The 23,237-nt window shown below is 61.6% G+C and carries 28 protein-coding genes and 1 tRNA gene; 18 read left to right on the top strand and 11 right to left on the bottom strand.

Going from position 1 to position 23,237, the window contains the following annotated elements; all coding sequences use genetic code 11:
- The first annotated feature begins 238 nt into the window (after positions 1-238).
- The 5 genes from ACF8RA_RS05530 to ACF8RA_RS05510 all read left to right on the top strand — a co-directional run bounded on the left by ACF8RA_RS05530 (position 239) and on the right by ACF8RA_RS05510 (position 5,626).
- The gene (locus ACF8RA_RS05530; RefSeq protein WP_021784242.1) at positions 239-1,264 is read left to right on the top strand and encodes an ABC transporter substrate-binding protein; all 1,026 of its coding nucleotides are present in this window, start codon (positions 239-241) and stop codon (positions 1,262-1,264) included.
- Positions 1,261-2,178 (top strand): ABC transporter permease, encoded by a 918-nt coding sequence (locus ACF8RA_RS05525; RefSeq protein ID WP_176682387.1) that lies wholly within the window; start codon positions 1,261-1,263, stop codon positions 2,176-2,178. The genes ACF8RA_RS05530 and ACF8RA_RS05525 overlap by 4 nt, the downstream gene beginning before the upstream one ends.
- A gap of 6 nt (positions 2,179-2,184) precedes the next feature.
- Positions 2,185-2,994 (top strand): ABC transporter permease, encoded by an 810-nt coding sequence (locus tag ACF8RA_RS05520; protein WP_176682386.1) that lies wholly within the window; start codon positions 2,185-2,187, stop codon positions 2,992-2,994.
- 19 nt (positions 2,995-3,013) lie between these two features.
- Positions 3,014-4,162, top strand: a complete 1,149-nt coding sequence (locus ACF8RA_RS05515) for an ABC transporter ATP-binding protein (RefSeq protein WP_209966958.1) — start codon at positions 3,014-3,016, stop codon at positions 4,160-4,162.
- Positions 4,163-4,318: 156 nt separating this feature from the next.
- Positions 4,319-5,626 carry a substrate-binding domain-containing protein gene (locus ACF8RA_RS05510; protein WP_176682384.1) on the top strand — a complete coding sequence of 436 codons (1,308 nt, stop codon included), beginning with the start codon at positions 4,319-4,321 and terminating at the stop codon, positions 5,624-5,626.
- A 112-nt stretch (positions 5,627-5,738) separates the two neighbouring features.
- Here the strand turns inward: ACF8RA_RS05510 and gorA are convergent, their stop codons facing one another.
- The 5 genes from gorA to ACF8RA_RS05485 all read right to left on the bottom strand — a co-directional run bounded on the left by gorA (position 5,739) and on the right by ACF8RA_RS05485 (position 10,266).
- Entirely contained in the window at positions 5,739-7,094 is a 1,356-nt protein-coding gene (gene gorA / locus ACF8RA_RS05505; protein ID WP_392513921.1) for a glutathione-disulfide reductase, read from the bottom strand.
- Positions 7,095-7,191: 97 nt separating this feature from the next.
- The gene (gene galU / locus ACF8RA_RS05500) at positions 7,192-8,031 is read right to left on the bottom strand and encodes a UTP--glucose-1-phosphate uridylyltransferase GalU (RefSeq protein ID WP_014590484.1); all 840 of its coding nucleotides are present in this window, start codon (positions 8,029-8,031) and stop codon (positions 7,192-7,194) included.
- A 236-nt stretch (positions 8,032-8,267) separates the two neighbouring features.
- Complete coding sequence (locus tag ACF8RA_RS05495; protein WP_176682382.1) at positions 8,268-9,182, bottom strand: c-type cytochrome; 915 nt, start codon at positions 9,180-9,182, stop codon at positions 8,268-8,270.
- The gene (locus tag ACF8RA_RS05490; protein ID WP_176682381.1) at positions 9,179-9,829 is read right to left on the bottom strand and encodes a cytochrome c; all 651 of its coding nucleotides are present in this window, start codon (positions 9,827-9,829) and stop codon (positions 9,179-9,181) included. The genes ACF8RA_RS05495 and ACF8RA_RS05490 overlap by 4 nt, the downstream gene beginning before the upstream one ends.
- Before the next feature lie 77 nt (positions 9,830-9,906).
- The gene (locus ACF8RA_RS05485; RefSeq protein ID WP_176682380.1) at positions 9,907-10,266 is read right to left on the bottom strand and encodes a hypothetical protein; all 360 of its coding nucleotides are present in this window, start codon (positions 10,264-10,266) and stop codon (positions 9,907-9,909) included.
- 159 nt (positions 10,267-10,425) lie between these two features.
- On the opposite strand from ACF8RA_RS05485, the gene ACF8RA_RS05480 reads away from it, so the two are divergent.
- The 8 genes from ACF8RA_RS05480 to csrA all read left to right on the top strand — a co-directional run bounded on the left by ACF8RA_RS05480 (position 10,426) and on the right by csrA (position 16,188).
- Complete coding sequence (locus ACF8RA_RS05480) at positions 10,426-10,728, top strand: DUF1883 domain-containing protein (protein WP_003250918.1); 303 nt, start codon at positions 10,426-10,428, stop codon at positions 10,726-10,728.
- A gap of 7 nt (positions 10,729-10,735) precedes the next feature.
- On the top strand, positions 10,736-10,906 hold the full coding sequence (locus ACF8RA_RS05475) for a hypothetical protein (RefSeq protein WP_012051910.1): 171 nt from the start codon (positions 10,736-10,738) through the stop codon (positions 10,904-10,906).
- Between the two features lie 51 nt (positions 10,907-10,957).
- Positions 10,958-12,043, top strand: a complete 1,086-nt coding sequence (locus ACF8RA_RS05470) for an NAD(P)H-dependent flavin oxidoreductase (protein ID WP_392462049.1) — start codon at positions 10,958-10,960, stop codon at positions 12,041-12,043.
- Positions 12,044-12,125: 82 nt separating this feature from the next.
- Complete coding sequence (modA, locus tag ACF8RA_RS05465; protein WP_176682378.1) at positions 12,126-12,884, top strand: molybdate ABC transporter substrate-binding protein; 759 nt, start codon at positions 12,126-12,128, stop codon at positions 12,882-12,884.
- Positions 12,884-13,564 carry a molybdate ABC transporter permease subunit gene (gene modB / locus ACF8RA_RS05460; protein ID WP_392518905.1) on the top strand — a complete coding sequence of 227 codons (681 nt, stop codon included), beginning with the start codon at positions 12,884-12,886 and terminating at the stop codon, positions 13,562-13,564. Before modA ends, modB begins: the two co-directional genes overlap by 1 nt.
- Position 13,565: 1 nt before the next feature.
- The gene (gene modC / locus ACF8RA_RS05455) at positions 13,566-14,657 is read left to right on the top strand and encodes a molybdenum ABC transporter ATP-binding protein (protein WP_392518903.1); all 1,092 of its coding nucleotides are present in this window, start codon (positions 13,566-13,568) and stop codon (positions 14,655-14,657) included.
- Positions 14,658-14,714: 57 nt separating this feature from the next.
- A complete protein-coding gene (locus ACF8RA_RS05450; protein WP_392513917.1) occupies positions 14,715-15,737 on the top strand; it encodes a DNA topoisomerase IB in 1,023 nt (340 codons plus the stop codon).
- A gap of 253 nt (positions 15,738-15,990) precedes the next feature.
- Positions 15,991-16,188: a carbon storage regulator CsrA gene (gene csrA / locus ACF8RA_RS05445; protein WP_012051904.1), complete on the top strand. Its 198-nt coding sequence runs from the start codon at positions 15,991-15,993 to the stop codon at positions 16,186-16,188.
- A 39-nt stretch (positions 16,189-16,227) separates the two neighbouring features.
- On the opposite strand, the gene ACF8RA_RS05440 is transcribed toward csrA, so the two are convergent.
- From ACF8RA_RS05440 to ACF8RA_RS05425, 4 genes are all read right to left on the bottom strand, one after another.
- Positions 16,228-16,581 (bottom strand): response regulator, encoded by a 354-nt coding sequence (locus ACF8RA_RS05440; protein ID WP_010954660.1) that lies wholly within the window; start codon positions 16,579-16,581, stop codon positions 16,228-16,230.
- Between the two features lie 11 nt (positions 16,582-16,592).
- Positions 16,593-18,038, bottom strand: coding sequence for an ATPase domain-containing protein (locus ACF8RA_RS05435; RefSeq protein WP_392518902.1), 1,446 nt, complete (start codon positions 18,036-18,038; stop codon positions 16,593-16,595).
- A 5-nt stretch (positions 18,039-18,043) separates the two neighbouring features.
- Positions 18,044-19,204, bottom strand: a complete 1,161-nt coding sequence (locus ACF8RA_RS05430; protein ID WP_176682373.1) for a nitrogen regulation protein NR(II) — start codon at positions 19,202-19,204, stop codon at positions 18,044-18,046.
- Positions 19,205-19,288: 84 nt separating this feature from the next.
- On the bottom strand, positions 19,289-19,564 hold the full coding sequence (locus tag ACF8RA_RS05425; RefSeq protein WP_176682372.1) for a hypothetical protein: 276 nt from the start codon (positions 19,562-19,564) through the stop codon (positions 19,289-19,291).
- Between the two features lie 200 nt (positions 19,565-19,764).
- Here ACF8RA_RS05425 and ACF8RA_RS05420 point away from each other — a divergent pair.
- Positions 19,765-19,849, top strand: a tRNA-Leu gene (locus ACF8RA_RS05420).
- 104 nt (positions 19,850-19,953) lie between these two features.
- Positions 19,954-20,367 carry a DoxX family protein gene (locus ACF8RA_RS05415; RefSeq protein WP_176682371.1) on the top strand — a complete coding sequence of 138 codons (414 nt, stop codon included), beginning with the start codon at positions 19,954-19,956 and terminating at the stop codon, positions 20,365-20,367.
- Position 20,368: 1 nt separating this feature from the next.
- On the opposite strand, the gene ACF8RA_RS05410 is transcribed toward ACF8RA_RS05415, so the two are convergent.
- Complete coding sequence (locus ACF8RA_RS05410) at positions 20,369-20,563, bottom strand: hypothetical protein (RefSeq protein WP_392462041.1); 195 nt, start codon at positions 20,561-20,563, stop codon at positions 20,369-20,371.
- A gap of 392 nt (positions 20,564-20,955) precedes the next feature.
- Between ACF8RA_RS05410 and adhP the strand changes: the two genes are divergently transcribed.
- The 3 genes from adhP to ACF8RA_RS05395 all read left to right on the top strand — a co-directional run bounded on the left by adhP (position 20,956) and on the right by ACF8RA_RS05395 (position 22,776).
- Positions 20,956-21,966, top strand: coding sequence for an alcohol dehydrogenase AdhP (adhP, locus tag ACF8RA_RS05405; protein WP_047603476.1), 1,011 nt, complete (start codon positions 20,956-20,958; stop codon positions 21,964-21,966).
- 89 nt (positions 21,967-22,055) lie between these two features.
- Complete coding sequence (locus ACF8RA_RS05400; protein ID WP_019438758.1) at positions 22,056-22,262, top strand: DUF6434 domain-containing protein; 207 nt, start codon at positions 22,056-22,058, stop codon at positions 22,260-22,262.
- Between the two features lie 277 nt (positions 22,263-22,539).
- Positions 22,540-22,776 (top strand): hypothetical protein, encoded by a 237-nt coding sequence (locus ACF8RA_RS05395; protein ID WP_020191348.1) that lies wholly within the window; start codon positions 22,540-22,542, stop codon positions 22,774-22,776.
- A gap of 31 nt (positions 22,777-22,807) precedes the next feature.
- Here the strand turns inward: ACF8RA_RS05395 and ACF8RA_RS05390 are convergent, their stop codons facing one another.
- Positions 22,808-23,179 (bottom strand): MerR family transcriptional regulator, encoded by a 372-nt coding sequence (locus tag ACF8RA_RS05390; RefSeq protein WP_392518901.1) that lies wholly within the window; start codon positions 23,177-23,179, stop codon positions 22,808-22,810.
- Positions 23,180-23,237: the final 58 nt, after the last annotated feature.

Here is a 23,237-nt window from a genome sequence, read left to right as displayed (position 1 = left end):
CCGCTCCTACAGGGCCCTTGGTGCTTTTGACAGGGCGGAGTGATGGCCGGTCGCCCCAGACCTCTTGCCAAAATCTTGGAATACCATAATATGATATCCCGTAGACCTTGAGTCTGCAGGCCGGCACCTACAATTAAAAACGGCCACCAGAACACTTTGTTTTAGCTGCTCCCCGAACACCATTGGCGGGCGCACCAAGAGCCCCGCCTCGAATAACAAAAGCAACGAGGGCGTAACCATGCTGTTAAGCAAACGTGTAACCGCAGTGCTGTCTGCCAGCCTGCTGACCCTGGCATGTCAGGCCGCTCAGGCCGCCGACAGCCTCAACTTCGTCAGCTGGGGCGGTACAACCCAGGACGCCCAGAAAGAAGCATGGGCCGTACCGTTCACCAAGGCCACGAACATCAAGGTCGTGCAGGACGGCCCCACCGACTACGGCAAGCTCAAAGCCATGGTCGAGAGTGGCAACGTGCAGTGGGACGTGGTCGACGTCGAAGCCGACTTTGCCCTGCGTGCTGCCAGTGAAGGCCTGCTCGAACCCCTCGACTTCACCCAGATCAAGCGCGACAAGATCGACCCACGCTTCGTCTCCGATCATGGCGTCGGCTCATTCTTCTTCTCCTTCGTGCTCGGCTACAACGAAGGCAAGCTCGGCGCCAACAAGCCGGTGGACTGGACCGCGCTGTTCGACACCAAGACCTACCCCGGCAAGCGAGCCCTGTACAAATGGCCCAGCCCAGGCGTGCTGGAACTGGCCCTGCTGGCGGACGGCGTAGCCCCCGACAAGCTGTACCCGCTGGACCTGGACCGCGCCTTCAAGAAGCTCGACACCATCAAGAAAGACATCGTCTGGTGGGGCGGTGGCGCCCAGTCGCAGCAACTGCTGGCCTCGGGTGAAGCCTCGCTCGGCCAGTTCTGGAATGGCCGTGTCTACGCCCTGCAGCAAGACGGTGCACCGGTGGGCGTGAGCTGGAAGCAGAACCTGGTCATGGCCGACTTCCTGGTCATCCCCAAAGGCGCCAAGAACAAGGACGCGGCCATGAAATTCCTGGCCAACGCCAGCAGCGCCGAAGGCCAGGCCGAATTCGCCAACAAGACTGCCTACGCGCCGGTCAACGTCGACAGCGTGGCCAAACTGGACAAAGACCTCGCGCCAAACCTGCCGACTGCCTACGCCCAGGACCAGGTCACCCTCGACTTCGCCTACTGGGCCAAGAACGGTCAAGCCATCGCGGCACGCTGGAATGAGTGGTTGGTCAAATGAAAGTCGCCATCAACGCCCTGCACAATGCGCAAGGTGCCCCCACGGGTGCCGGCGCCCCGGGCACCGCCCCGCGCCGCGCAAGCCTGAGCCAGCGCTGGAAAGGCAGCCGCAACCTGCTGCCCGCCCTGCTGTTCCTCGGCGTGTTCTTCTTCGCGCCGCTGATCGGCCTGTTGCTGCGCGGGGTGCTGGAACCCACCCCGGGGCTGGGTAATTACGAGCAGCTGTTTGCCAACTCGGCCTACGCGCGTGTGCTGTTCAACACCTTTTCGGTGGCCGGCGTGGTTACCCTGATCAGCGTGCTGCTGGGCTTCCCGCTGGCCTGGGCAATCACCCTGGTGCCCAAGGGCTGGGGCCGCTGGCTGCTGAACATCGTGCTGCTGTCGATGTGGACCAGCCTGCTGGCGCGCACCTACTCGTGGCTGGTGCTGCTGCAAGGCTCGGGGGTGATCAACAAGGCGTTGATGGCCATGGGCATCATCGATGCCCCGCTGGAAATGGTGCACAACCTTACCGGCGTGGTGATCGGCATGAGCTACATCATGATCCCGTTCATCGTGCTGCCACTGCAGGCGACCATGCACGCCATCGACCCGATGGTGCTGCAGGCAGGTTCGATCTGTGGTGCCAGCCCGTGGACCAACTTCTGGAAGGTGTTTCTGCCGCTGTGCCGGTCGGGGCTGTTCTCCGGGGCACTGATGGTGTTCGTGATGTCGCTCGGTTACTACGTCACCCCGGCGCTGCTGGGGGGGGCGCAGAACATGATGCTGCCCGAATTCATCATCCAGCAGGTGCAGTCGTTCCTCAACTGGGGCCTGGCCAGCGCCGCCGCCGCACTCCTGGTAGCGATCACCCTGGTGCTCTTCTACCTGTACCTGAAGCTGCAGCCGGAATCCCCGGTTGGCAACCCGAGGTAATCCGCCATGCTCTTGTCTCCCAATGCCATGGGCCGCCCGCTGCGTACGGGCCTGTACCTGACCACCGGGGCGATTGCGGCTTTCCTGCTGCTGCCGGTGGTGTTCATCGTGCTGCTGTCGTTCGGCTCATCCCAGTGGCTGGTGTTCCCGCCACCCGGCTGGACCTTGAAGTGGTACAGCCAATTCTTTTCCAACCCGGAGTGGATGGAGGCCGCGCTGGCCAGCCTGAAGGTGGCCGCGCTGACCACGGTCGCCGCCGTACTGCTGGGCCTGCCCACCGCGTTCGCCCTCGTGCGTGGCCGCTTCCCGGGCCGCGAGCTGCTGTATGGGCTCTTCACCATGCCGATGATCGTACCGCTGGTGATCATTGCCGTTGCGGTGTACGCGCTGTTCCTCAAGCTTGGCTACACCGGCACGCTGTTTGCGTTCGTGGTCAGCCACGTGATCGTCGCCCTGCCGTTCACCATCATCTCGATCATCAACTCGCTGAAGCTGTTCGACCAGTCGATAGAGGATGCCGCGGTGATCTGCGGCGCCTCGCGCCTGCAAGCCATCTTCAAGGTGACCTTCCCGGCCATTCGCCCCGGCATGATCGCAGGTGGCCTGTTCGCCTTTCTGGTGTCGTGGGATGAAGTGGTGCTGAGCGTGATGATGGCCAGCCCCGACCTGCAGACCTTGCCCGTCAAGATGTGGACCACCTTGCGCCAGGACCTCAGCCCGGTGATCGCCGTGGCCTCGACCCTGCTGATAGGCCTGTCGCTGCTTGTCATGTTCATTGCCGCCGCCTTGCGCCGGCGCACCGAAACCAACGCCTGAGTGCGCGGAGATAACAACAATGAGTGCAGTGATCAAAGACAACGCGCACGGCAAGGCCCTGGTCAGCCTGCGCGGCCTGAACAAGCACTACGGCGACTTCACCGCCGTGGACAACCTCGACCTGGAGATCCAGGACGGCGAGTTCCTGACCTTCCTCGGTTCCAGCGGGTCGGGCAAGTCCACCACCCTGTCGATGCTGGCCGGCTTCGAAACACCGAGCAGCGGCGAAATCCTGGTCGACGGCCAGTCGCTGGTCAACGTGCCGCCGCATAAGCGTGACATCGGCATGGTGTTCCAGCGGTATTCGCTGTTCCCGCACCTGAATGTGCGTGACAACATCGCCTTCCCACTGGCCATTCGCAAACTCGGCGCTGCCGAAACCGCCAAGCGCGTCGACGCCATGCTCAAGCTGGTGCAACTGGAGCAGTTCGCCCACCGCAAACCCTCGCAAATGTCGGGCGGCCAGCAGCAGCGCGTGGCGATTGCACGAGCGCTGGTGTACGAGCCGCGCATCCTGCTGATGGACGAGCCGCTCGGCGCACTGGACAAGAAGCTGCGTGAAGACCTGCAGGACGAACTGCGCCAGTTGCACCGCCGCCTGGGTATCACCATCGTCTACGTCACCCACGATCAGGAAGAAGCCATGCGCCTGTCCCAGCGCATCGCCATTTTCAGCCACGGCAAGATCGTCGGCCTGGGCACCGGTTACGACCTGTACCAGAATCCGCCGAATGCCTTTGTCGCATCGTTCCTGGGCAACTCCAACTTCCTGCGGATCAAGGCCAGCAGCAACGGCGCGGGCAGCTTCGAGGGCCAGCCAGTGGCTATTCGCTTGACCCCGGGGCTGGCCGCCTCGCAGGATGCACTGATCATGGTGCGCCCGGAAAAGGCCGTGGCCCTGACCGCTGAACAGGCCACGCGCGAGCCGCTGCCGGCGGGCTGGAACGAGGTCAGCGCCAAGGTTGGCGAAGTGTTGTTCCTGGGTGAAAGCCAGACCTGCCATGTGGTGACTTCCGGGGGTACCGAGCTGACCGTGAAGGCACTGTCGGCTGCGGGCATGCCAATGCAGCCGGGCGACAGCGTGAAGGTGCGCTGGGCAGTGGCAGACGCGTGCATTTATACCGAATGGGCCGAGAGCGACCTGAGCAAGTCAGCCGGGGCGCACTAACGCTCTTCTGCGTTGCAGCGCCTGCCAGATCGAGCAACGTCCGCGCGGCGCACGATCTGACAGGCGCTGCACGATTAAAGGCGTACGCCCCCGTCACATTATCATCACGCCACTGTCGTAATCTGCCGGCCAACTCTATGCCACAGGCCACCCGGCATGCTCCGCCTGCTTGTCTTGCTGCTCACCCTGTTACCTCTCGCAACCTTGGCTGAGCCCCTGCACCTGCGCGTGCAAGGCTCCAATACCATCGGTGCGGCCTTGCTGCCGGCGCTGGTACAGGGGCAATTGCGCGCGCAGCAGGCCACAGCCATCGAACAACAGCCAGGCAAGGTCGCCAACGAGTGGGTGGTTACCGCCCGCGACGTGCACGGCCAGCGTTTGCGCATCGACATTGCCGCACACGGCTCGAGCACCGGCTTTGTCGCACTGGGCCGGGGCGAAGCGGACCTGGCCGCTGCCTCGCGGCCGATCAACGACAGTGAAGTCCACCGGTTGCAGGCGCTGGGCGACCTGCGCGCAGCTGGCGCCGAACACGTGATCGGCCTCGACGGCGTCGCAGTCTTCGTCCACCCCGACAACCCAATACCCCAACTGAACACCCGGCAACTGGCGGAAATTTTCTCTGGGCAGATCCAGCGCTGGGAACAACTGGGCGTACCTGGCGGGGCCATTCACCTGCATGCCCGAGACGACCGTTCCGGGACTTTCGAGACCTTCAAGGCACTGGTGCTGGAACCTCAGCACGCCGAAATTTCGGCCAAGGCCAGGCGCTTCGAGTCCAGCGACGAACTGGCGGTACACGTGGGTACCGACCGCCAGGCCATCGGTTTCAGCAGCCTGGCCGCCGTACACGGGGCCAAGGTGCTGGCGGTGGCCGAGGGCGACGCACCGGCCATGCTGCCGGAGCGCGCACGGGTGGCCAGTGAGGACTACCCGCTCTCGCGGCGCCTGTATTTTTACTTGCCAGCCAACCCCAAGCCCCAGGCCAAGGCCCTGGCCGATTTCGCTCAGAGCCCGGCCGGCCAGGCGATCATCGCCCAGCAGGGTTTCGTTTCGCAGCAGATCAAGGCCCTGTCTGTCGCCCCCCAACGCGACATGCCACCGCGTTATCGCACCCTGGCCCAGCAGGCGCAGCGGCTGAGTGTGAACTTCCGATTCCAGGAAGGAAGCGCCAACCTGGACAACAAGGCCCTGCGCGACGTGCAGCGGGTGGCAGAGTACCTGCGCCTGGCCGGAAAGCTGCAGGGCAAGGCAGTGCTGGTGGGGTTCGGCGACCCCAAGGAAACCCCCGGGCGCGCAGCCCTGCTCTCCCGCCTGCGCGCGCAAGCGGTGCGCCGCGAACTGGCACGCGGTGGAGTGGAGGTGCTTCAGGTGATCGGGATGGGCGATGAGTTGCCAGTGGCCGGGAATGAACTGGAGCAAGGCCGGCTGCGCAACCGGCGGGTCGAGGTGTGGGTGTATTGATCCAGCCCCGTACACATCCCTGCAACAGCCTTTTTGCTGCAAAGAGGCCCGAACAAGGGCCCCATCGCAGCACAAGGCTGCTTCTACAGGCTGTACAGCAGGTTCCGCGTTATCAGCGGGTGACTGTACGCATGGTGACGAACTCTTCAGCCGCCGTCGGGTGCACGCCGATGGTTTCGTCGAACTGCTGCTTGGTCGCACCGGCTTTAAGCGCAATGCCCAGGCCCTGAATGATCTCGCCAGCGTCTGGACCGACCATGTGGCAGCCCAGCACCTTGTCGGTCTCGGCATCGACCACCAACTTCATCAGGGTCTTTTCCTGAATGTCGGTCAGGGTCAGCTTCATGGCCCGGAAGCGGCTTTCGAATACCTGCACCTTGTGCCCGGCCTCCAGCGCCTGTTCTTCGGTCAAGCCCACGGTACCGATTGGCGGCTGGCTGAACACCGCAGTGGGGATGTTCTGGTAATCCACCGGGCGGTATTGCTCGGGTTTGAACAGGCGCCGCGCCACGGCCATGCCTTCAGCCAAGGCCACTGGGGTCAACTGCACACGGCCGATCACATCGCCAATGGCAAGAATCGAGGGCGCGGTGGTCTGGTACTGCTCATCAACCCGGATGTAGCCGCGCGCATCCAGCTCGACGCCGGTGTTTTCCAGGCCCAGATTGTCCAGCATCGGGCGCCGGCCAGTGGCATAGAACACACAGTCGGCGACCAGCTCGCGACCGTCCTTGAGCGTGGCTTTGAGGCGACCATCTTCAAGCTTGTCGATGCGCTGGATGTCGGCGTTGAACTGTAGGTCAAGGCCGCGCTTTTCCAGTTCTTCCTTCAGGTGGGTGCGCACCGAGCCATCGAAGCCGCGCAGGAACAGGTCGCCACGGTACAGCAGTGAGGTGTCGGCACCCAGGCCCTGGAAGATGCCGGCGAATTCGACGGCGATATAACCCCCGCCCACCACCAGCACGCGGCGCGGCAGGCTCTTGAGGTAGAAGGCTTCGTTGGAGGTGATGGCCAGTTCCTTGCCGGGGATGTCCGATACCTGCGGCCAGCCACCCGTAGCGATGAGGATGTGCTCGGCGGAGTAGCGCTGACCGTCCACTTCCACTTCGTTGGCACCCGTCAGACGCGCGTGGCCCTGCAACAGGGTCACCCCGCTGTTGACCAGCAGGTTACGGTAGATACCGTTGAGGCGCTCGATTTCCCGATTCTTGTTGGCAATCAGGGTGCCCCAGTCGAAATGCCCCTCTTCCAACGTCCAGCCGTAACCTGCGGCCTGCTCCAGTTCATCGGCAACGTGCGCGCCATACACCAGCAGCTTTTTCGGCACACAACCGACGTTGACGCAGGTCCCCCCCAGGTAGCGGCTTTCAGCCACTGCCACTTTTGCGCCAAAACCGGCAGCAAAACGCGCTGCGCGCACACCACCGGACCCGGCGCCAATCACGAACAGATCAAAATCGAAGGCCATGTATTCACTCTCCTAGGCAGGCGTCCAGCATACCGCCGTTGGCCGCAGCAAACAAAAAAGCCACCCCGAAGGATGGCTTTGAGGCCAACAGGGCTAATCAGTATGCCTTGCCAGTCTTGTAGTAGTTCTCGAAGCAGAAGTTGGTCGCGTCGATGTAGCCTTCGGCACCACCGCAGTCGAAACGCTTGCCTTTGAACTTATAGGCAATCACGCAGCCATCTTTGGCCTGCTGCAGCAGGGCATCGGTGATCTGGATTTCACCGCCTTTGCCTGGTTTGGTATTGGCGATGATGTCAAAGATATCCGGGGTCAGGATGTAACGGCCGATGATCGCCAGGTTCGAGGGCGCGTCTTCGGGGGCCGGTTTTTCGACCATGTTGGTCACACGGAAGATGTCGTCGCGAATCATCTCACCGGCGATCACACCATACTTGTTGGTTTCCTGCGGATCGACTTCCTGGATGGCGACGATCGAGCAGCGGTACTGTTTGTACAGCTTGACCATCTGCGTCAGCACGCCGTCACCTTCCGGGTTGACGCACAGGTCGTCCGCCAGCACCACCGCGAACGGCTCGTCGCCGATCAGTGGGCGGCCAGTGAGGATGGCGTGGCCGAGGCCTTTCATTTCTGTCTGGCGCGTGTACGAGAACGAGCACTCGTCGAGCAGACGACGAATACCGACCAGGTATTTTTCCTTGTCGGTGCCCTTGATCTGGTTTTCCAGCTCGTAGCTGATGTCGAAGTGGTCTTCCAGGGCCCGCTTGCCGCGCCCGGTAACGATGGAGATCTCGTTCAGGCCAGCATCCAGTGCTTCTTCAACGCCGTACTGGATCAGTGGCTTGTTGACCACCGGCAGCATTTCCTTGGGCATGGCTTTGGTAGCAGGCAGGAAGCGAGTGCCGTAGCCGGCTGCCGGGAACAAGCATTTTTTGATCATATACGTCCTTACAAAAGGCTAGGCCTGTGGAATTCGGCGCAGTCTAATCAGGCGGCAGTGACCTTACAATGCCCCCGATAACGACCGATGCCATCATAGAGATATCCCAGTGTAGATAGTTCCGGGGGATCGTAAATATTGCTGTCATACATGACCGTTGGATGACAGGCAAATCAGCGTGCCTGTGGCGGCCTCGTCGACGGGTTCATCCGCAAAGAGGCCGCCTAAGACTTACATCAACTCCCCGTCCCTTGTCCGATCAGCACCCCATCGACCTGCTGACCATACAGGTTCACCCCATCATTGGCATGAAACTTCACCCGCGTTTTCTCGATGGATCCTTCCACCAGCCGCGGGTCCTGTGGCCGCTCGTGGCGGTTGATCCACGCCGCCACGTCCCAGGCCTGCTGGTCGCTTAGGCTGCCTGGCTTGCCCAGCGGCATGTTGTACTTGATGAACGACGCAGCGGTGTTGATGCGGTGCATGCCAGCCCCCCAGTTGTAGGAGTCCTTGCCCCACAGCGGTGGCATGACGTATTCGCCTGCGACCTTTTGCCCTTCACCGTTATCGCCATGGCAAATCGCGCATTGTTCACGGTAAACCTGCTGGCCGCGCTTGAAGTCATAACCACCCTTGGGTTGTGCCACCTCCGGATAACCACGTCCGGCAATCTCCACACCGGTCGGTGCCTTGGTCGACAGCCAGTATGAATACACTGCCAACGCGGTCATCTGCGGGCTGTCAGCGGCCGGCGGCTTGCCGTTCATGCTGAACTGAAAACACCCCTGGATACGCTCGGCGAAGGTGTTGACCTTGTCATTTTTCTTGCGGTACGCCGGGTACATCGGGTAGGCGCCCCACAGCGGCGCCGAATGCGCCAATCGCCCCTGATCGAGGTGGCAGTTACTGCAGTTCATGCCGTTGCCCACAGCCTCGGGCATCAATCGGCGGGTGTCGACGAACAAGGCATGGCCTTCACGCACCATCTTGCCAAAGGCATTATCGGGCAACTCACGCTCAGCGGGCGGCACGAACTGCGGTGCCGCCTGCACACCGGGAACCTTCAACTGCGACTGGTCTTCCATGGCGATCGGCGTGGCCTGGGCGCCGCCCACGGTCAGCAGCCACAAGACTGGAATCATGGTTTTCATGGCGTGACCTCCTGGCTGACGGGGCGGGCGAAGAACTCGGCAACGGCCTTGACCTCCTCATCGGTCATGGCCTTGGCCACGCCGACCATCAGCTGATTGGGGTCATTGCTGCGGCTGCCGTCGCGCCAGGCATTGAGCTGTGCCACCAGGTAACTGGCGGGCTGGCCGACCAAGGGCGGGAAGTGTTCGCCCACCCCGCCGCCACCCGGCCCGTGGCATTGCACGCAGCCGGGAATCTGCCGACTCCAGTCGCCGTACAGGGCCATGCGGGTGGTAGGGTCATTGGCAATCTGCTGCCGGCGCAGGTCGCCAGCGGGTGCTGCCGGCAGGCTGGCCAGGTAGGTACTGACGGCCTTGATTTCATCGTCGCTCAAGGCCTTGGCCAAGGGCTCCATCACTGGCTGCTTGCGGCTGCCGTTGCGCCAGTCATGCAACTGCTTGGCAAGGTAACCGGCCGGAAGCCCGGCCAAACGTGGAAAGCCGGCAGCGGCAATACCCTTGCCGTCCGGGCCATGGCAACCAAGGCAGGCCATGGCGGCGGGGTTGGCCCCACCCTGGGTGAAGACCTTCTGACCGTCAGCGGCATGTGCCGTGGGCCAGGCCAGGATCAGCAGGCTGCCGATCACCACGCGTCTCAACGGTGTCATCACGAATCTCCTTTTCTTTTGTTATATGTTTAGGCTCAAAACATATAAGCAGAGAAAGGAGCACCCGTTGCTTCAGATCAACTTCCGGAGATGCATTCGGTGGCGGCGGTGCGCACATCCCCCAGGCGCAGCGGGAAGTTATTCAGCCGCTCGTGCAGTTTGATGCTGCTGCCGCTGCCGCGCTCGTCGATATCCACCAGCGCCGCCGGGCCAGCACCTGAGGTGATTTTCTGCGGGACGATCAGCCGCAGGCCGTCGCCACGCGGCTCTTCGGTCAGCGGGTCACGCGTATCGGCCAGCTTCTCCTTTACGCAATCGGCATAGGCGCGCGGGCTCTTGCCAGAGATCACATCCATCGTTTCACGCGATTGCTCCAGCTCTGCGACGCTCACGCAGCCACCGAGCGTCACCGACAACGCCGCCACCATCCACTTCATTTGCTGCACCTCTGCCTTCAAGAATTCGCTTCGACCACATCCAGGCGGTTTTGCTCCCTGCTTTGGCAGAATTATCTACGCCCGGCGATCAACGCGGCAGTCTAACGGCACATCGTGGTATCTTTTGCTTTTGCAGATCCAAACCTTGCGGAGCATCACATGAAATTCGTACACCAGCGCGAGCACCTCAATGAGGACGATATTGTCGTCATCGAGTGCTCCCAGCGCTGCAATATCCGCCTGATGAACGACGCCAACTTCCGCAGCTTCAAGAACGGCGGCCGTCATACCTACCACGGCGGCCATTTCGAGAAGTTTCCGGCAAAGATCACCGTACCCAGCACCGGCTTCTGGAACATCACCATCGATACCGTCACTACTCGCCCGATCTCGGTCACCCGCAAGCCAACCCTGACCCACAAGATCAAGATCATCCGTCGTTCGTCGTCGAAACTCAGATAAGGCCACCATGACCCAGACCATCAAGTACGTCATCAAATACAAGCTCGACGGCCAGCGTCGTTGGGATTTCGCACTGATGCCCGATGCCTCGCAAGAGCAAGCCCTCGAAGCCCTGCGCAAGATCCACGGCGAAGACGCCGAGAAAATCAGCGACATCCAGGTCAGCAAGGCCCTGTAAGACTCGCCGCAAGCCCCCGCCGCATCGCTCGCCCTACGCAAGGAGAATCGCATGAGCCATTGGCCAGACCGCCGTATCCTCGACCTGCTGGGCATCGAGCTGCCCATTCTGCAGGCCCCCATGGCGGGGGCCACCGGCTCGGTCATGGCCATTGCCGTGGGCCTGGCAGGTGGTCTGGGCGCCCTGCCCTGCGCCATGCTCAGCGGCGAACAGGTGCGCGCCGAGATCGCTGCATTCCGCGCCGGCTGCCCGGGGCGCCCGCTGAACCTGAACTTCTTCTGCCACCAGCCGCCAGCGCCCGATGCCGAGCGCGATGCGCGCTGGAAGCAGGCACTTGAGCCTTATTACAGCGAAGTGGGCGCCGATTTCGCAGCGCCCACGCCAGTGTCCAACCGCGCGCCTTTCGACGAGCAGAGCTGCCAGTTGGTCGAAGCCTTGCGCCCTGAGGTGGTGAGCTTCCACTTCGGCCTGCCTCAGGCCGAACTGCTGCAGCGGGTAAAAGCCACCGGCGCCAAGGTACTGTCCAGCGCCACGACCGTGGAAGAAGCGGTCTGGCTGGAGCGCAATGGATGCGACGCTATCATCGCCATGGGTTATGAAGCCGGTGGCCATCGCGGCATGTTCCTCAGCGATGACATCACCAGCCAGATAGGCACCTTCGCTCTGGTACCGCAGGTGGCCGATGCCGTCAGCGTGCCGGTGATTGCCGCCGGTGGTATCGGCGACCACCGTGGGCTGTTGGCGGCAATGGCCCTGGGTGCCTCGGCAGTGCAGATCGGCACGGCTTACCTGTTCTGCCCCGAGGCCAAGGTGTCGCCAGCGCATCGCCGGGCGCTGGACAGCGCGCCTGCCAGCGACACCGCGTTGACCAACCTGTTTACCGGCCGCCCGGCACGTGGCATCAACAACCGCATCATGCGCGAGCTGGGGCCGATGAGCGAACTTGCACCGCGCTTTCCGCTAGCGGGTGGGGCATTGATGCCTTTACGGGCAATCACCGATCCGCAGGGTAATAGTGACTTCAGTAATCTTTGGTCGGGGCAGGCATTGCGGCTGGGGCGGCACATGCCAGCAGGTGAGCTGACCCGGGAGATCGCCGGGAAGGCACTGGCAGTGATCGGTCACCAGGCATTCTGACAGGCAGGCCAGGCCTCTTCACGGCAACTGGTTTATCGCTATATAGTTATGGCTATAACGATAACCTCAAGGATCTGTCTTCATGCGCTTGCCCTCGCCCCAGGTGACCTTAACAGCCCTGCTCAGCCTGCTGGCCTTCAACACGGCCTGGGCCGACGAAGTCCAGGTCGCGGTCGCAGCCAACTTCACAGCCCCTGTCCAGGCCATCGCCAAGGCCTTCGAAAAAGACACTGGCCACAAACTGGTCGCGGCCTATGGCGCCACCGGGCAGTTCTATGCGCAGATCAAGAACGGTGCACCGTTCGAGGTGTTCCTCGCCGCTGACGACACCACCCCCAAGAAGCTTGAAGCGGAAAAGGAAACCGTACCCGGCTCGCGCTTTACCTACGCCATCGGCACTCTGGCCCTGTGGTCTGCGAAGGAAGGCTACGTAGATGCCAAGGGTGAAGTGCTGAAGAAGAACGCATATAAACACCTGTCCATCGCCAACCCGAAAGCGGCACCTTACGGCCTGGCCGCCACCCAGGTACTGGACAGGCTGAAGCTCACCGAGGCCACCAAAGGCAAGATCGTCGAAGGCCAGAACATCACCCAGGCCTTCCAGTTCGTCTCCACCGGCAACGCCGAGCTGGGCTTCGTCGCCCTGTCGCAGATCTACAGGGATGGCAAGGTGGCCAATGGCTCGGCCTGGATCGTGCCGTCCAATCTGCACGACCCGATCCGCCAGGACGCTGTCATCCTCAACAAAGGCAAGGACAATGCGGCCGCCAAGGCACTGGTCGAATACCTCAAAGGCCCGAAAGCCGAAGCGGTGATCGAATCCTATGGTTATCAACGCTGATGCCACTGGATGCAAGTGACCTGGGTGCCATCTGGCTGACCGTAAAACTGGCCAGCCTGACCACGCTGATCCTGCTGGTTATCGGCACACCCGTCGCCTGGTGGCTCGCGCGCACGCGCTCATGGCTGCGCGGGCCGGTGGGGGCGGTGGTGGCACTGCCGCTGGTACTGCCACCGACGGTGATCGGCTTTTATCTGTTGATCGCCCTTGGCCCGCACGGCTGGCTTGGCCAGGCCACCCAGGCGCTGGGCCTGGGCAATGTGGTGTTCAGCTTCACAGGCCTGGTGATTGGCTCGACGGTGTACTCCCTGCCGTTCGTGGTACAACCCCTGCAGAATGCCTTTGGCGCAATCGGCCAGCGGCCCCTGGAAGTCGCCGCCACCCTGCGCGCCAGCCCATGGGACACCTTCGTTCATGTGGTGCTGCCGCTGGCCCGCCCTGGCTTCGTCACTGCCAGCATCCTCGGCTTTGCCCACACGGTGGGCGAGTTTGGCGTCGTACTGATGATCGGTGGCAACATCCCCGACAAGACCCGCGTGGTTTCGGTGCAAATTTTCGATCACGTCGAAGCCATGGAGTACTCGCAAGCCCACTGGCTGGCCGGTGCCATGCTGGTGTTCTCTTTCCTGGTGCTGCTCCTGCTGTACGCTGGACGCCGCGGCAAAGCTGGCTGGAGCTGAAATGACCGCATCGATTGTGGCGCGCCTGAAACTGGCACGCGACGACTTTACCCTGGACGTCAACCTGCACCTGCCCGGGCGCGGCATCAGCGCCCTGTTCGGTCACTCCGGCTCTGGTAAAACCAGCTGCCTGCGCTGCCTGGCCGGGCTGGAGCGGGCCGCCAGCGCCTATATCGAAGTCAACGGCGAAGTCTGGGAAGACAGCACCCGTGGCTACTTCCAGGCACCGCACCTGCGCCCGGTGGGCTATGTGTTCCAGGAAGCCAGCCTGTTCCCGCACCTGTCAGTGCGCGGCAACCTTGCGTTCGGCTGGCGCCGGGTAGCGCCCGCTGAACGCAAGGTCAGCCTCGACCAGGCTTGCCAACTGCTGGGTATCGGCCACTTGCTGGACCGCCGCCCGGCAACCCTGTCTGGTGGCGAGGCGCAGCGGGTGGGTATTGCCCGCGCCCTGCTCAGCAGCCCACGGCTGTTGTTGATGGACGAGCCGCTGGCAGCCCTCGACGGCCCGCGCAAGCGCGAGATACTGCCCTTTCTGGAGCGCCTGCACGACGAACTGGACATCCCGCTGATCTATGTCAGCCACGCCCAGGATGAAGTCGCGCGACTGGCCGACCACCTGGTGTTGATGGAACAAGGCCGGGCAATCGCCAGCGGCCCGATCGGCGAGACCCTGGCTCGCCTCGACCTGTCGCTGGCCCAGGGCGACGATGCCGGCGTGGTGCTCGAGGGTACGGTGGTAGGGCACGACCCGCACTACGGCCTGCTTGACCTGCGCCTGCCCGGCAGCAGCGGGCCGCTGCTGCGCATCACCCACGCGGCGCAGCTGATGGGCAGTACCCTGCGCGTCAAGGTGCAGGCCCGGGACGTCAGCCTGGCACTGGCGGCGGACAGCGCATCGAGCATCCTCAACCGCCTGCCGGTGCGTGTGCGCGAGAGCCGACCGGCGGCCAACCCGGCGCATGTGCTGGTCAGCCTGGATGCCGGGGGCAATGCCCTGCTTGCACGCATCACCCGCTTCTCGGCAGACCAGCTCGGCTTGCACACAGGGCAGGTACTGTTCGCCCAGATCAAGTCGGTGGCCCTTTTGGGTTGAGCATCCTTCGCGCGCGTATTGTCCATTGAGCTGTGACCCGATCGAGGCCTGCAGCCCATGCTCGACTGCCCCCTGCCGCGCACCCTGCACTACGTTGACGACAGTCAGCCGGGCCTGACCCGTCGGCGCTGGCGCGACCGCTTCATCTATCTGGATGCCGATGGCCAACGGGTACGCGACAGCGACACCCTCTCGCGCATCGCCGCACTGGTGATTCCCCCGGCCTACACCGATGTGTGGATCTGCGCCGATCCGCAAGGCCATCTGCAAGCCACTGGCCGCGATGCCCGTGGCCGCAAGCAGTACCGCTACCACGCGCAGTGGCGCGAACTGCGCGACCAGCACAAATACGGGCGCATGCTAGCGTTCGCTCAGGCCCTGCCAACGCTGCGCACACAGTTGCAAGCCCACCTGGCGCGGCCAGGGCTGGATCGGGAAAAGGTCATGGCGCTGGTAGTGAGCCTGCTGGACCACACCCTGATTCGCATTGGCAACCAGCGCTACCTGCGCGACAACAAGTCGTATGGACTGACCACCCTGCGCAATCGCCATGTACAGGTCAAAGGCAGCAACATTCGCTTCCAGTTCCGCGGCAAGCGCGGCGTCGAACACAGCGTCACCCTCAACGACCGGCGCCTGGCCAACTTGCTCAAGCGCTGCATGGAACTGCCTGGACAGGCGCTGTTTCAGTACCTGGATGAAAACGGCCAGCGCCATAGTGTCGGCTCCAGCGAGGTCAATCAGTTTTTGCAGCAGTTGACCGGCGCCGATTTCACCGCCAAGGACTATCGCACCTGGGCCGGCAGCAGCCTGGCATTGAACCTGCTGAGGCCCTTGGCCTGGGAGCCGGAGAGTGAAGCCAAACGCCAGGTCGCCGCGATAGTCCGCCAGGTAGCCACGCGCCTGGGCAATACGCCGGCAGTGTGCAGGCGCTGCTACATCCACCCGGCAGTCCTGGAGCACTATGCCTTGGGGCGCCTGGCCAATTTGCCGAAAAAACGTGCGCGCAAAGGCCTGGACTCGGAGGAAGTGGCCTTGCTGTTGTTTCTTCAGGCTCTCGAGGAACAGGAGGACCATTAAGCTTGTCTATTCAGCCCATGATGCGAAGAAATTTCCCATTAGCCGCCAACCCCCCTATTCTTGGCAGCGAGCGCCTTGGCCGACAAACCGTTGACGGTTTGCTTTGGCACCTGCAACTGAAGACACGCAACAGAATTTGTCTGTCGGGGAATTCCTATCCGCCGAAAGCGTCTTTAATGAGAAGGAAGAGGGACAAGCTCCCGCCGCCAGGGCAACTAGCCCTGCGGATTTTTATATCACCAAGGAGAACTACATGCTGATACTCACCCGTAAGGTTGGCGAAAGCATCGTCATCAACGATGACATCAAAGTCACCATTCTGGGCGTCAAAGGGATGCAGGTGAGGATTGGTATCGATGCACCGAAAGATGTTCAGGTCCATCGAGAAGAGATCTTCAAACGCATCCAGGCCGGCAGCCCGGCTCCGGAGAAGCACGAAGACTCGCACTGAGCCTCCCCTAAGGGGCATGGATGCGCTCGACCGCCAGCCTCAGGTGCCAATTAACTGATGCACCGTGGCGATCATCTCATCCATGTCGAAAGGCTTGTCGAATATTGCGGCAAACAGGGCCGGACATCCTTGGCTGGCCTGCGCGCCGCTCATGAGGATGACTGGCAACTCGCTTAACGCCGGGTCCTCACGTATGGCACGCGCCAGCTCCTCGCCGTTGAGTAGCGGCATCATGTAGTCGGTAATCACCAGTTGCACGCGTTTTTCCTTTAACGCCTCCAGTGCTTTGCAGCCATTGCTCGCCTTTTCCACCAGGAAACCTTCGTCCTCAAGGGCAAACCCGAGGATATCGGCGATCAGGTATTCGTCATCGACAATCAGGATGGTGTTCATCGGCTCGTCCGTCACCCGCTCCCCTGCGGCATCGGCGTTCCCGAGAGCACACCACAGGCACCTTCGAACGCCTTGCGCAAGGTAATGCCTTGCGGCCCGATCAGCAGCTCGTGCAAGGCCGGGTCATGGTGGCTGTCACGTACTTTGAGGACCGACAGCATGCGCCGTAGTTGCGAGTCCAGTTCGACAAAGCGCATCAGCATAAGGTTGTCGACGATACTCGACAGGTCCGGCGCGGGGGCGCTGATTTCCGCGCCGAAGATGTCGCGCATCTCCCAGGTCAGGATCACACTGACATCGCGCGCGCGCAACTCACCCGCCAGCGCGCGGAAAAACGCATTGAGCCGCGTCGAGTCAATTGCCAGCCGGCTGAATGCACCAAGGCTGTCGATCACCACGCGCTTGCTGCCCTGCGCCGCCACACGCTCCAGCAGCCGCGCGCCAACCTGGTCCAGCAAGCCTTCGGTGGTGGGCTGCCAGCACAGTTGCAAGCTACCGCCCTGCTCCATCGCGGCAAAATCGTAACCGAGCGAAGCGGCCTTGCTGCGCAGGCGTTCGGGCGTTTCGTAAAAACCGAAATGCAACCCCGGTTCCTGCGGGGTGCTGGCACCGAGAAAGGCCAGGCCCAATGACGTCTTGCCACTTCCCGAAGGCCCCATCAACAGGCTGACTGACCCAGTGGCCAAGCCACCGCCAAGCATTTCATCGAAGGTTGGCACACCGCTGCTGACGCGCGCCAAGGTGCCGCTGCCCAACTGGCTGGGGTGGCTGAACAGGGCTTCCAGGCGAGGATAGACCTGCATGCCGGTTTCATCGATAAGGCATTCGTGACGCCCCGACAACGCACCACTACCACGGGTCTTGCGCAATTGAACATGGCGCACGGCGCGGCTGCCCACCAGTTGCTCACCCAGCTCTATCACGCCATCGACCATGGTGTGTTCCGGGCTGCCCTCGTCCAGCCGGGCACTGGTCAACAGCAGAACGGTGCAGCCGGCGAAGGCTGCATGCCCCTGCAGCTCAGAGACGAACTTTTTGGTGTCCAGCGCGGTTTCCGCACGTACCCGAGCATTGAGCACACCGTCGACGATCAGCAGGCTGGCCTGTTGCCGGGCAATTTCCTGACGCAGCAAGCGCACCACTGCATCCAGCCCGTCCTGCTCAAGCGTATCAAAGGCACTGACGAACTGGATTTGTTCGCCGACCAGCGCCGGGTCGAAGAAGTCCAGCGTGGACAGATACTGGAACAAGCGTTCATGCGACTCGCTCAGCAACGTGGCCACCAGCACCCGACCACCGCCACGCACGTGGCCGCAGGCCAGCTGATTGGCAAGGATGGTCTTACCGGCCCCCGGCGGCCCTTGGATAATGTAGGATGCGCCAGCGATCAGGCCGCCCTTGAGCAACGCGTCGAGCCCGTCGATCCCCGTTACCAGCCGCTTCAGTGCCTGTGCCATGTTGTCTACCTGTCGAGTGGGCTATCCGTCTGGTCCTGATACATTGGCAAGTACAGTCGCATGCAAGTTCCCCGGCCAGGCTCGCTGTCGACATAAATCGCACCGCCACTTTGCCGGGCGAAACCATAGACCTGGCTGAGCCCCAGGCCGGTACCCTTGCCGAAAGGCTTGGTGGTGAAAAACGGCTCGAAGATACGCGGCAGTATCTCTGTGGGTATGCCTGCGCCGCTGTCCTGGACCTCGAAGCGCACGAAGCTGCCCTTCAGCCCTTCAACTTCGCCGAACAGTTCGACCACATCGACTGTCAGGCTGATCTGGCCATGCCCCTCGATGGCATCACGGGCATTGAACAAGAGGTTGAGCAACACCATCTGCAGTTGCCCGGCATCCACCTCGATCAGCGGCAGGTCCGGTTGCAGCAATACCTTCAAGTCAATCGAGCCTGGCAATGCATGTTCAAGCAGGCCACGCGTAGCGGTCACCACGTCTGCCGGGGCAACGCTGGCCACATCGAACTTGCGGTGACGAGCAAAGCTGAGCAGTTGCTGGGTCAGTTCGGTACCGCGCTGGCTGGCATCGAGGATGTGCTGCAACATGCGCTGGGCGCGAGCCGGGTCCTGGGTGGCCAGCGCCAGGCGGGCCGAGCTGATGATGATGGTCAACATGTTGTTGAAGTCGTGCGCCAGACCACCGGTCAACTGGCCGAGGGCTTCAAGCTTCTGCGCCTGGAACAGCTGGGCGCGCACTGCGTCCAGCTGCAGCGCCGACTCGCGACGGTCAGTGATATCGCGTGTCACCTTGGCCAGGCCAATGATCTGGCCATTTTCATCACGGATCACATCCAGAGCAGCCAGGGCCCAGAACTGTGTACCGTCCTTGCGCACCCGCCAGCCTTCGTCCTGCGCCCCACCCTGCTCCAGCGCCTGGCGCAGCAGGCGCTCGGGGCGGCCATCCGCACAATCCTGGGGGGTGAAGAACAACGAAAAGTGCTTGCCGATCACTTCATCTCCACGGTAACCCTTGATCCGTTGTGCGCCGGCGTTCCACGACACCACATGGCCGGAAGGGTCGAGCATGTAGATGGCATAATCCACCACCGACTGAACCAGCTGTTCATAACGATGGGCAGGCATGACGGAATAGTCGAGGCAGTCAGCTGGAACCATGCAAACTCCACTGGCACAGCAGGAGGGAGGAAATGAGCGTAGCCCGGAGGGTCTGCCAGTAGACCGCTGAACGACTACAGGCTGTCAGCGTTCCGGCTCGGTCAGCGCCGGACTGATGCGACGCGGCATGGCCACTTTCAGCAACCACAGGCTCAGCACCATGATCATACCACCGCCGACCAGTGCCAACATACGCTGCTGCTGTGAGTGCTCTGCATCGAAGCCCAGCAACAACAGGTACCCGCCCAGGCTGATCAGGCTGATGTAAAGAAATGCACCCAGCACGAGCACCTGCGCGAACACCAGCCGCCAGAATAACCGTGGACGCACCACACCTTCGCCAACTCGGCCCTGAGTCATTACGGAGCACTCTTGGATCCATTAATGGGCAACAGTGGCGCAGTGATGGCAAGGTGTCAATTGCCCGTTCGATCGACCCTTCTATCTGTTGATCATAGGTGCTGCAGTTGACTCAACTATAACAATGGGTTATAAAGCGCGCTTGATTGCGAAGCCCTTCTGCCTAGAAGCGAGCTGGTCGTTGCGACCCCTTCAAGCGTGCGAGTGTGGTGGAATTGGTATACACAGCAGACTTAAAATCTGTCGGCGTGAGCCTTGCGGGTTCGAGTCCCGCCACTCGCACCAAACTTCGTTGAAAAGGCGCCCTTGCGGCGCCTTTTTGCTGCCTGACGGCAATGTCTTGCGCAGCTGCTAAAGTGGAGCTTGTACCCGTCCACTGGAACGCCGCCATGCGCTACTCCCTGTTCGATGGTCAACGCGACATCATTATCCTGATCGCCCGCATACTGCTGATGATCCTGTTCGTCTTGTCTGGCTGGGCCAAGCTGACCGGCTTCGAAGGCACGGTAGGCTACATGACCTCGCTCGGCGCCCCTGCCCCGATGCTGGCAGCAGGGATTGCCGTCATCATGGAGTTCGTCGTCGCAATCCTGTTGATCCTCGGTTTCTACACGCGGCCACTGGCGTTCCTGTTCGCGCTGTTCGTACTGGGCACGGCGTTGCTTGGCCACCCGTTCTGGAACATGGTCGACCCCGAGCGCAGCGCCAACATGACCCAGTTTCTGAAAAACCTCAGCATCATGGGCGGCCTGCTGCTACTGGCGGTAAGCGGGCCCGGACGGTTCTCGGTGGATGGTCGCTGAGTCAGTCTTCGCAGTCGTCGAACCAGGCTGGGTGATCGCGCTCTTCTTCATCGAGATCATCCAGCGTTTCCTCGTCTTCCTCCACTTCATCCTCGGCACCCTGGGCATCTGCCTCGGGCTCCACGTCGTCGTAGAGAAATTCGTGGTCGAGCAGGTGATCGTGCTCGGGTTCGTGCAGGTCGTCTTCGTCGCGCATGCTGGCTCCTGGGATAATGGCAGGCCTGTATAGGCTGATCAGGGTACCGGGTCAATGCATTGTCGCTTAATCCTGGGTTAACCGGCACGGCGCAGCCTGCAGGCTCTCCCTTCAAACGTCTTTTGCCCGCCCTTTATGGCGGGCTTTTTTATGGTTTTCACGAAATGCCGACATCCGGATGGGCACACTGACCCTGCTCCGTACGTTCTTGCAGCCCGCCGCATCATTGCCGCGGGCTTTTCTTTTTTCCGCACATGCCAGTCAGGCCTACACAGGCATTTTATGGGCGCGTCCACCACGACCATGACCTGAAGCAGTTTTGCCTGGCCAGGCAAGGTCTATGCTGTCCCGGCGATAACCCAAGCTCACATCGGATATACACGGAGGCTCTTATGAAAGCTGCTGTCGTTGCACCTGGCCGTCGCGTGGACGTGGTAGAGAAAACCCTGCGCCCTCTCGAACACGGCGAAGCGCTGCTGAAGATGCAGTGCTGCGGGGTGTGCCATACCGACCTGCACGTGAAAAATGGCGACTTTGGTGACAAGACCGGTGTAGTACTGGGCCACGAAGGTATTGGTGTCGTCCAGGAAGTTGGCCCGGGCGTCACCTCGCTCAAGCCAGGCGACCGTGCCAGCGTTGCCTGGTTCTATCAGGGCTGCGGACACTGCGAATATTGCAACAGCGGCAACGAAACCCTGTGCCGCGACGTGAAGAATTCCGGCTACACCGTGGACGGCGGCATGGCCGAGGCCTGCATCGTCAAGGCCGACTACTCGGTTAAAGTACCCGACGGCCTCGACTCCGCTGCCGCCAGCAGCATCACCTGCGCTGGCGTCACGACCTACAAGGCAGTGAAGATCTCCAACGTTCGCCCCGGCCAATGGATCGCCATCTACGGGCTCGGCGGTCTGGGCAACCTGGCCCTGCAATATGCCAAGAACGTGTTCAACGCCAAAGTCATCGCCATCGACGTCAACGAAGAGCAACTGCGCTTCGCCAGCGAGATGGGCGCGGATCTGGTCGTCAACCCGCTCAACGAAGACGCCGCGAAGGTCATCCAGGCCAAGACCGGTGGCGCACATGCTGCCGTCGTGACTGCCGTGGCCAAAGGCGCGTTCAACTCGGCCGTCGATGCCTTGCGCGCAGGCGGGCGACTGGTGGCCGTCGGGCTTCCGTCGGAGTCCATGGACCTGAATATTCCCCGCCTGGTGCTTGATGGGATCGAAGTAGTGGGCTCGCTGGTAGGTACACGCCAGGACCTGCAGGAAGCCTTCCAGTTCGCCGCTGAAGGCAAAGTGGTGCCCAAGGTGACGCTGCGACCGATCGAGGATATCAACCAGATCTTTGACGAGATGCTCGAGGGCAAGATCAAAGGCCGGATGGTGATACAGTTCGAAGGCTGACAGGCCGACCCAGATTATTTGAAACCATCGCAAAGCCCGTAGATGACCACCTACGGGCTTTTGCCTTCTCAATAGTCAAGGAACAGACCATGACCGTCGACTGGCACGCTGGGCCGATTACCCGTACGACTCCACTGGACAAGCATTACCGTAACACGCAGAAGGTTCGTCAGTTTCTGCTCAGCGAGTGCGGGGCGGCATTCAAGTTCGACCGTGGATTCATGCTTTGGATCAAAAGTGGCACCCCATCAACCATGGGTGACGTCGCGGATGAATGGCTACGGAGGTATGGGTGACACTTTGCATCTAACGGCTGGAGGCAGCCTTTGGCTGCAGCCGTTGCTTTCAACATCTTGTCCAACGATTCAACCATGCTGGAATAATCCATTTCCTCACTCCCTCGCTGGTGAAATTGGCTTGCGTTCAACCATAGACTACGAACATTTCAATATTTGATCAGCAAACCTGGAAATATCGCTCATCCTTCATGCTAAAGACCGACGCCCGCGAGGTGAGGTTCAATAAAAGTGCTCAGCCTGCAATGGCGAGCCTGTGCATATTGAGGAGCTAGGTATGTCCATTCGAAGCTTGGCGAAGCACCTGCCGCCGGACCCTTCGCGGGAAGGCTGGGTAATCGGATGGGGGGTCCTGAGAGACCGACATCCATGGCATTTCGTCGACGTTTATGCTGACCAGAAAACGGCCATGGCAGAGGCGCAGCGCAGAGGAGATGGCTACGTGGTGGAATTCGGCTCGCACCGCTTGGGGACGCATGAGTTTATCTGCGGTGTAACCTTACCTGAAGGCTGATGCTCGATCGAAAAGGGTCATGGACAGGACGTCAAGGAATCATCTGCCCATTGGCAATTGCACTGGCTTCAAGCTTCGCACGCTCCGCGTCCAGAAACACATAAGCGGCTTGTAGCGTGGTGATCTTCGCTTGAATCTCGGCCATCTTGGCGGCGACCAAGGCGGCGCCTTGCGCGCAGTCGATCGTGTTACCCCGCCTGGCCGCAAGGATGTCCCCGATCTCAGCAAGTGAAAAGCCCCCGCTCTGGGCGCTCTGTATGAAGGCCAAGTCAACAACGGTCTGTTCACTGTAACTGCGGTAGTTGTTGGCTTGTCGGTGTGGCTCGATAAGCCCGAGCTGTTCGTAATAGCGCAATGCATGGCGGCTGAGCCCACTCCGGCGCTCCAACTCTCCAATATTCACGTTAAAAATCCTTGACTGTAGAGCAGGCTCTACACCTTAGCCTGCGCCCATCATCCAA

It is taken from the genome of Pseudomonas sp. FYR_5, assembly GCF_043106315.1.
Taxonomy (GTDB): domain Bacteria; phylum Pseudomonadota; class Gammaproteobacteria; order Pseudomonadales; family Pseudomonadaceae; genus Aquipseudomonas; species Aquipseudomonas putida_Y.
Note: the sequence above shows the minus strand (reverse complement) of the source record. Positions and strands in the feature narration are given on the sequence as shown.

Bases quoted from the DNA above. Each gene is read 5' to 3' on its own strand.
- ACF8RA_RS05435 (WP_392518902.1), bottom strand. From the start codon at position 18,038: ATGGCACAGGCACTGAAGCGGCTGGTAACGGGGATCGACGGGCTCGAC.
- ACF8RA_RS05495 (WP_176682382.1), bottom strand. From the start codon at position 9,182: ATGAAAACCATGATTCCAGTCTTGTGGCTGCTGACCGTGGGCGGCGCC.
- ACF8RA_RS05470 (WP_392462049.1), top strand. From the start codon at position 10,958: ATGAGCCATTGGCCAGACCGCCGTATCCTCGACCTGCTGGGCATCGAG.
- modA (WP_176682378.1), top strand. From the start codon at position 12,126: ATGCGCTTGCCCTCGCCCCAGGTGACCTTAACAGCCCTGCTCAGCCTG.
- ACF8RA_RS05520 (WP_176682386.1), top strand. From the start codon at position 2,185: ATGCTCTTGTCTCCCAATGCCATGGGCCGCCCGCTGCGTACGGGCCTG.
- ACF8RA_RS05430 (WP_176682373.1), bottom strand. From the start codon at position 19,204: ATGGTTCCAGCTGACTGCCTCGACTATTCCGTCATGCCTGCCCATCGT.
- modB (WP_392518905.1), top strand. From the start codon at position 12,884: ATGCCACTGGATGCAAGTGACCTGGGTGCCATCTGGCTGACCGTAAAA.
- ACF8RA_RS05485 (WP_176682380.1), bottom strand. From the start codon at position 10,266: ATGAAGTGGATGGTGGCGGCGTTGTCGGTGACGCTCGGTGGCTGCGTG.
- ACF8RA_RS05415 (WP_176682371.1), top strand. From the start codon at position 19,954: ATGCGCTACTCCCTGTTCGATGGTCAACGCGACATCATTATCCTGATC.
- ACF8RA_RS05530 (WP_021784242.1), top strand. From the start codon at position 239: ATGCTGTTAAGCAAACGTGTAACCGCAGTGCTGTCTGCCAGCCTGCTG.
- ACF8RA_RS05450 (WP_392513917.1), top strand. From the start codon at position 14,715: ATGCTCGACTGCCCCCTGCCGCGCACCCTGCACTACGTTGACGACAGT.
- ACF8RA_RS05400 (WP_019438758.1), top strand. From the start codon at position 22,056: ATGACCGTCGACTGGCACGCTGGGCCGATTACCCGTACGACTCCACTG.
- ACF8RA_RS05480 (WP_003250918.1), top strand. From the start codon at position 10,426: ATGAAATTCGTACACCAGCGCGAGCACCTCAATGAGGACGATATTGTC.
- ACF8RA_RS05440 (WP_010954660.1), bottom strand. From the start codon at position 16,581: ATGAACACCATCCTGATTGTCGATGACGAATACCTGATCGCCGATATC.
- ACF8RA_RS05475 (WP_012051910.1), top strand. From the start codon at position 10,736: ATGACCCAGACCATCAAGTACGTCATCAAATACAAGCTCGACGGCCAG.
- ACF8RA_RS05425 (WP_176682372.1), bottom strand. From the start codon at position 19,564: ATGACTCAGGGCCGAGTTGGCGAAGGTGTGGTGCGTCCACGGTTATTC.
- gorA (WP_392513921.1), bottom strand. From the start codon at position 7,094: ATGGCCTTCGATTTTGATCTGTTCGTGATTGGCGCCGGGTCCGGTGGT.
- ACF8RA_RS05395 (WP_020191348.1), top strand. From the start codon at position 22,540: ATGTCCATTCGAAGCTTGGCGAAGCACCTGCCGCCGGACCCTTCGCGG.
- csrA (WP_012051904.1), top strand. From the start codon at position 15,991: ATGCTGATACTCACCCGTAAGGTTGGCGAAAGCATCGTCATCAACGAT.
- ACF8RA_RS05410 (WP_392462041.1), bottom strand. From the start codon at position 20,563: ATGCGCGACGAAGACGACCTGCACGAACCCGAGCACGATCACCTGCTC.
- adhP (WP_047603476.1), top strand. From the start codon at position 20,956: ATGAAAGCTGCTGTCGTTGCACCTGGCCGTCGCGTGGACGTGGTAGAG.
- ACF8RA_RS05515 (WP_209966958.1), top strand. From the start codon at position 3,014: ATGAGTGCAGTGATCAAAGACAACGCGCACGGCAAGGCCCTGGTCAGC.
- ACF8RA_RS05490 (WP_176682381.1), bottom strand. From the start codon at position 9,829: ATGACACCGTTGAGACGCGTGGTGATCGGCAGCCTGCTGATCCTGGCC.
- ACF8RA_RS05525 (WP_176682387.1), top strand. From the start codon at position 1,261: ATGAAAGTCGCCATCAACGCCCTGCACAATGCGCAAGGTGCCCCCACG.
- galU (WP_014590484.1), bottom strand. From the start codon at position 8,031: ATGATCAAAAAATGCTTGTTCCCGGCAGCCGGCTACGGCACTCGCTTC.
- modC (WP_392518903.1), top strand. From the start codon at position 13,566: ATGACCGCATCGATTGTGGCGCGCCTGAAACTGGCACGCGACGACTTT.
- ACF8RA_RS05510 (WP_176682384.1), top strand. From the start codon at position 4,319: ATGCTCCGCCTGCTTGTCTTGCTGCTCACCCTGTTACCTCTCGCAACC.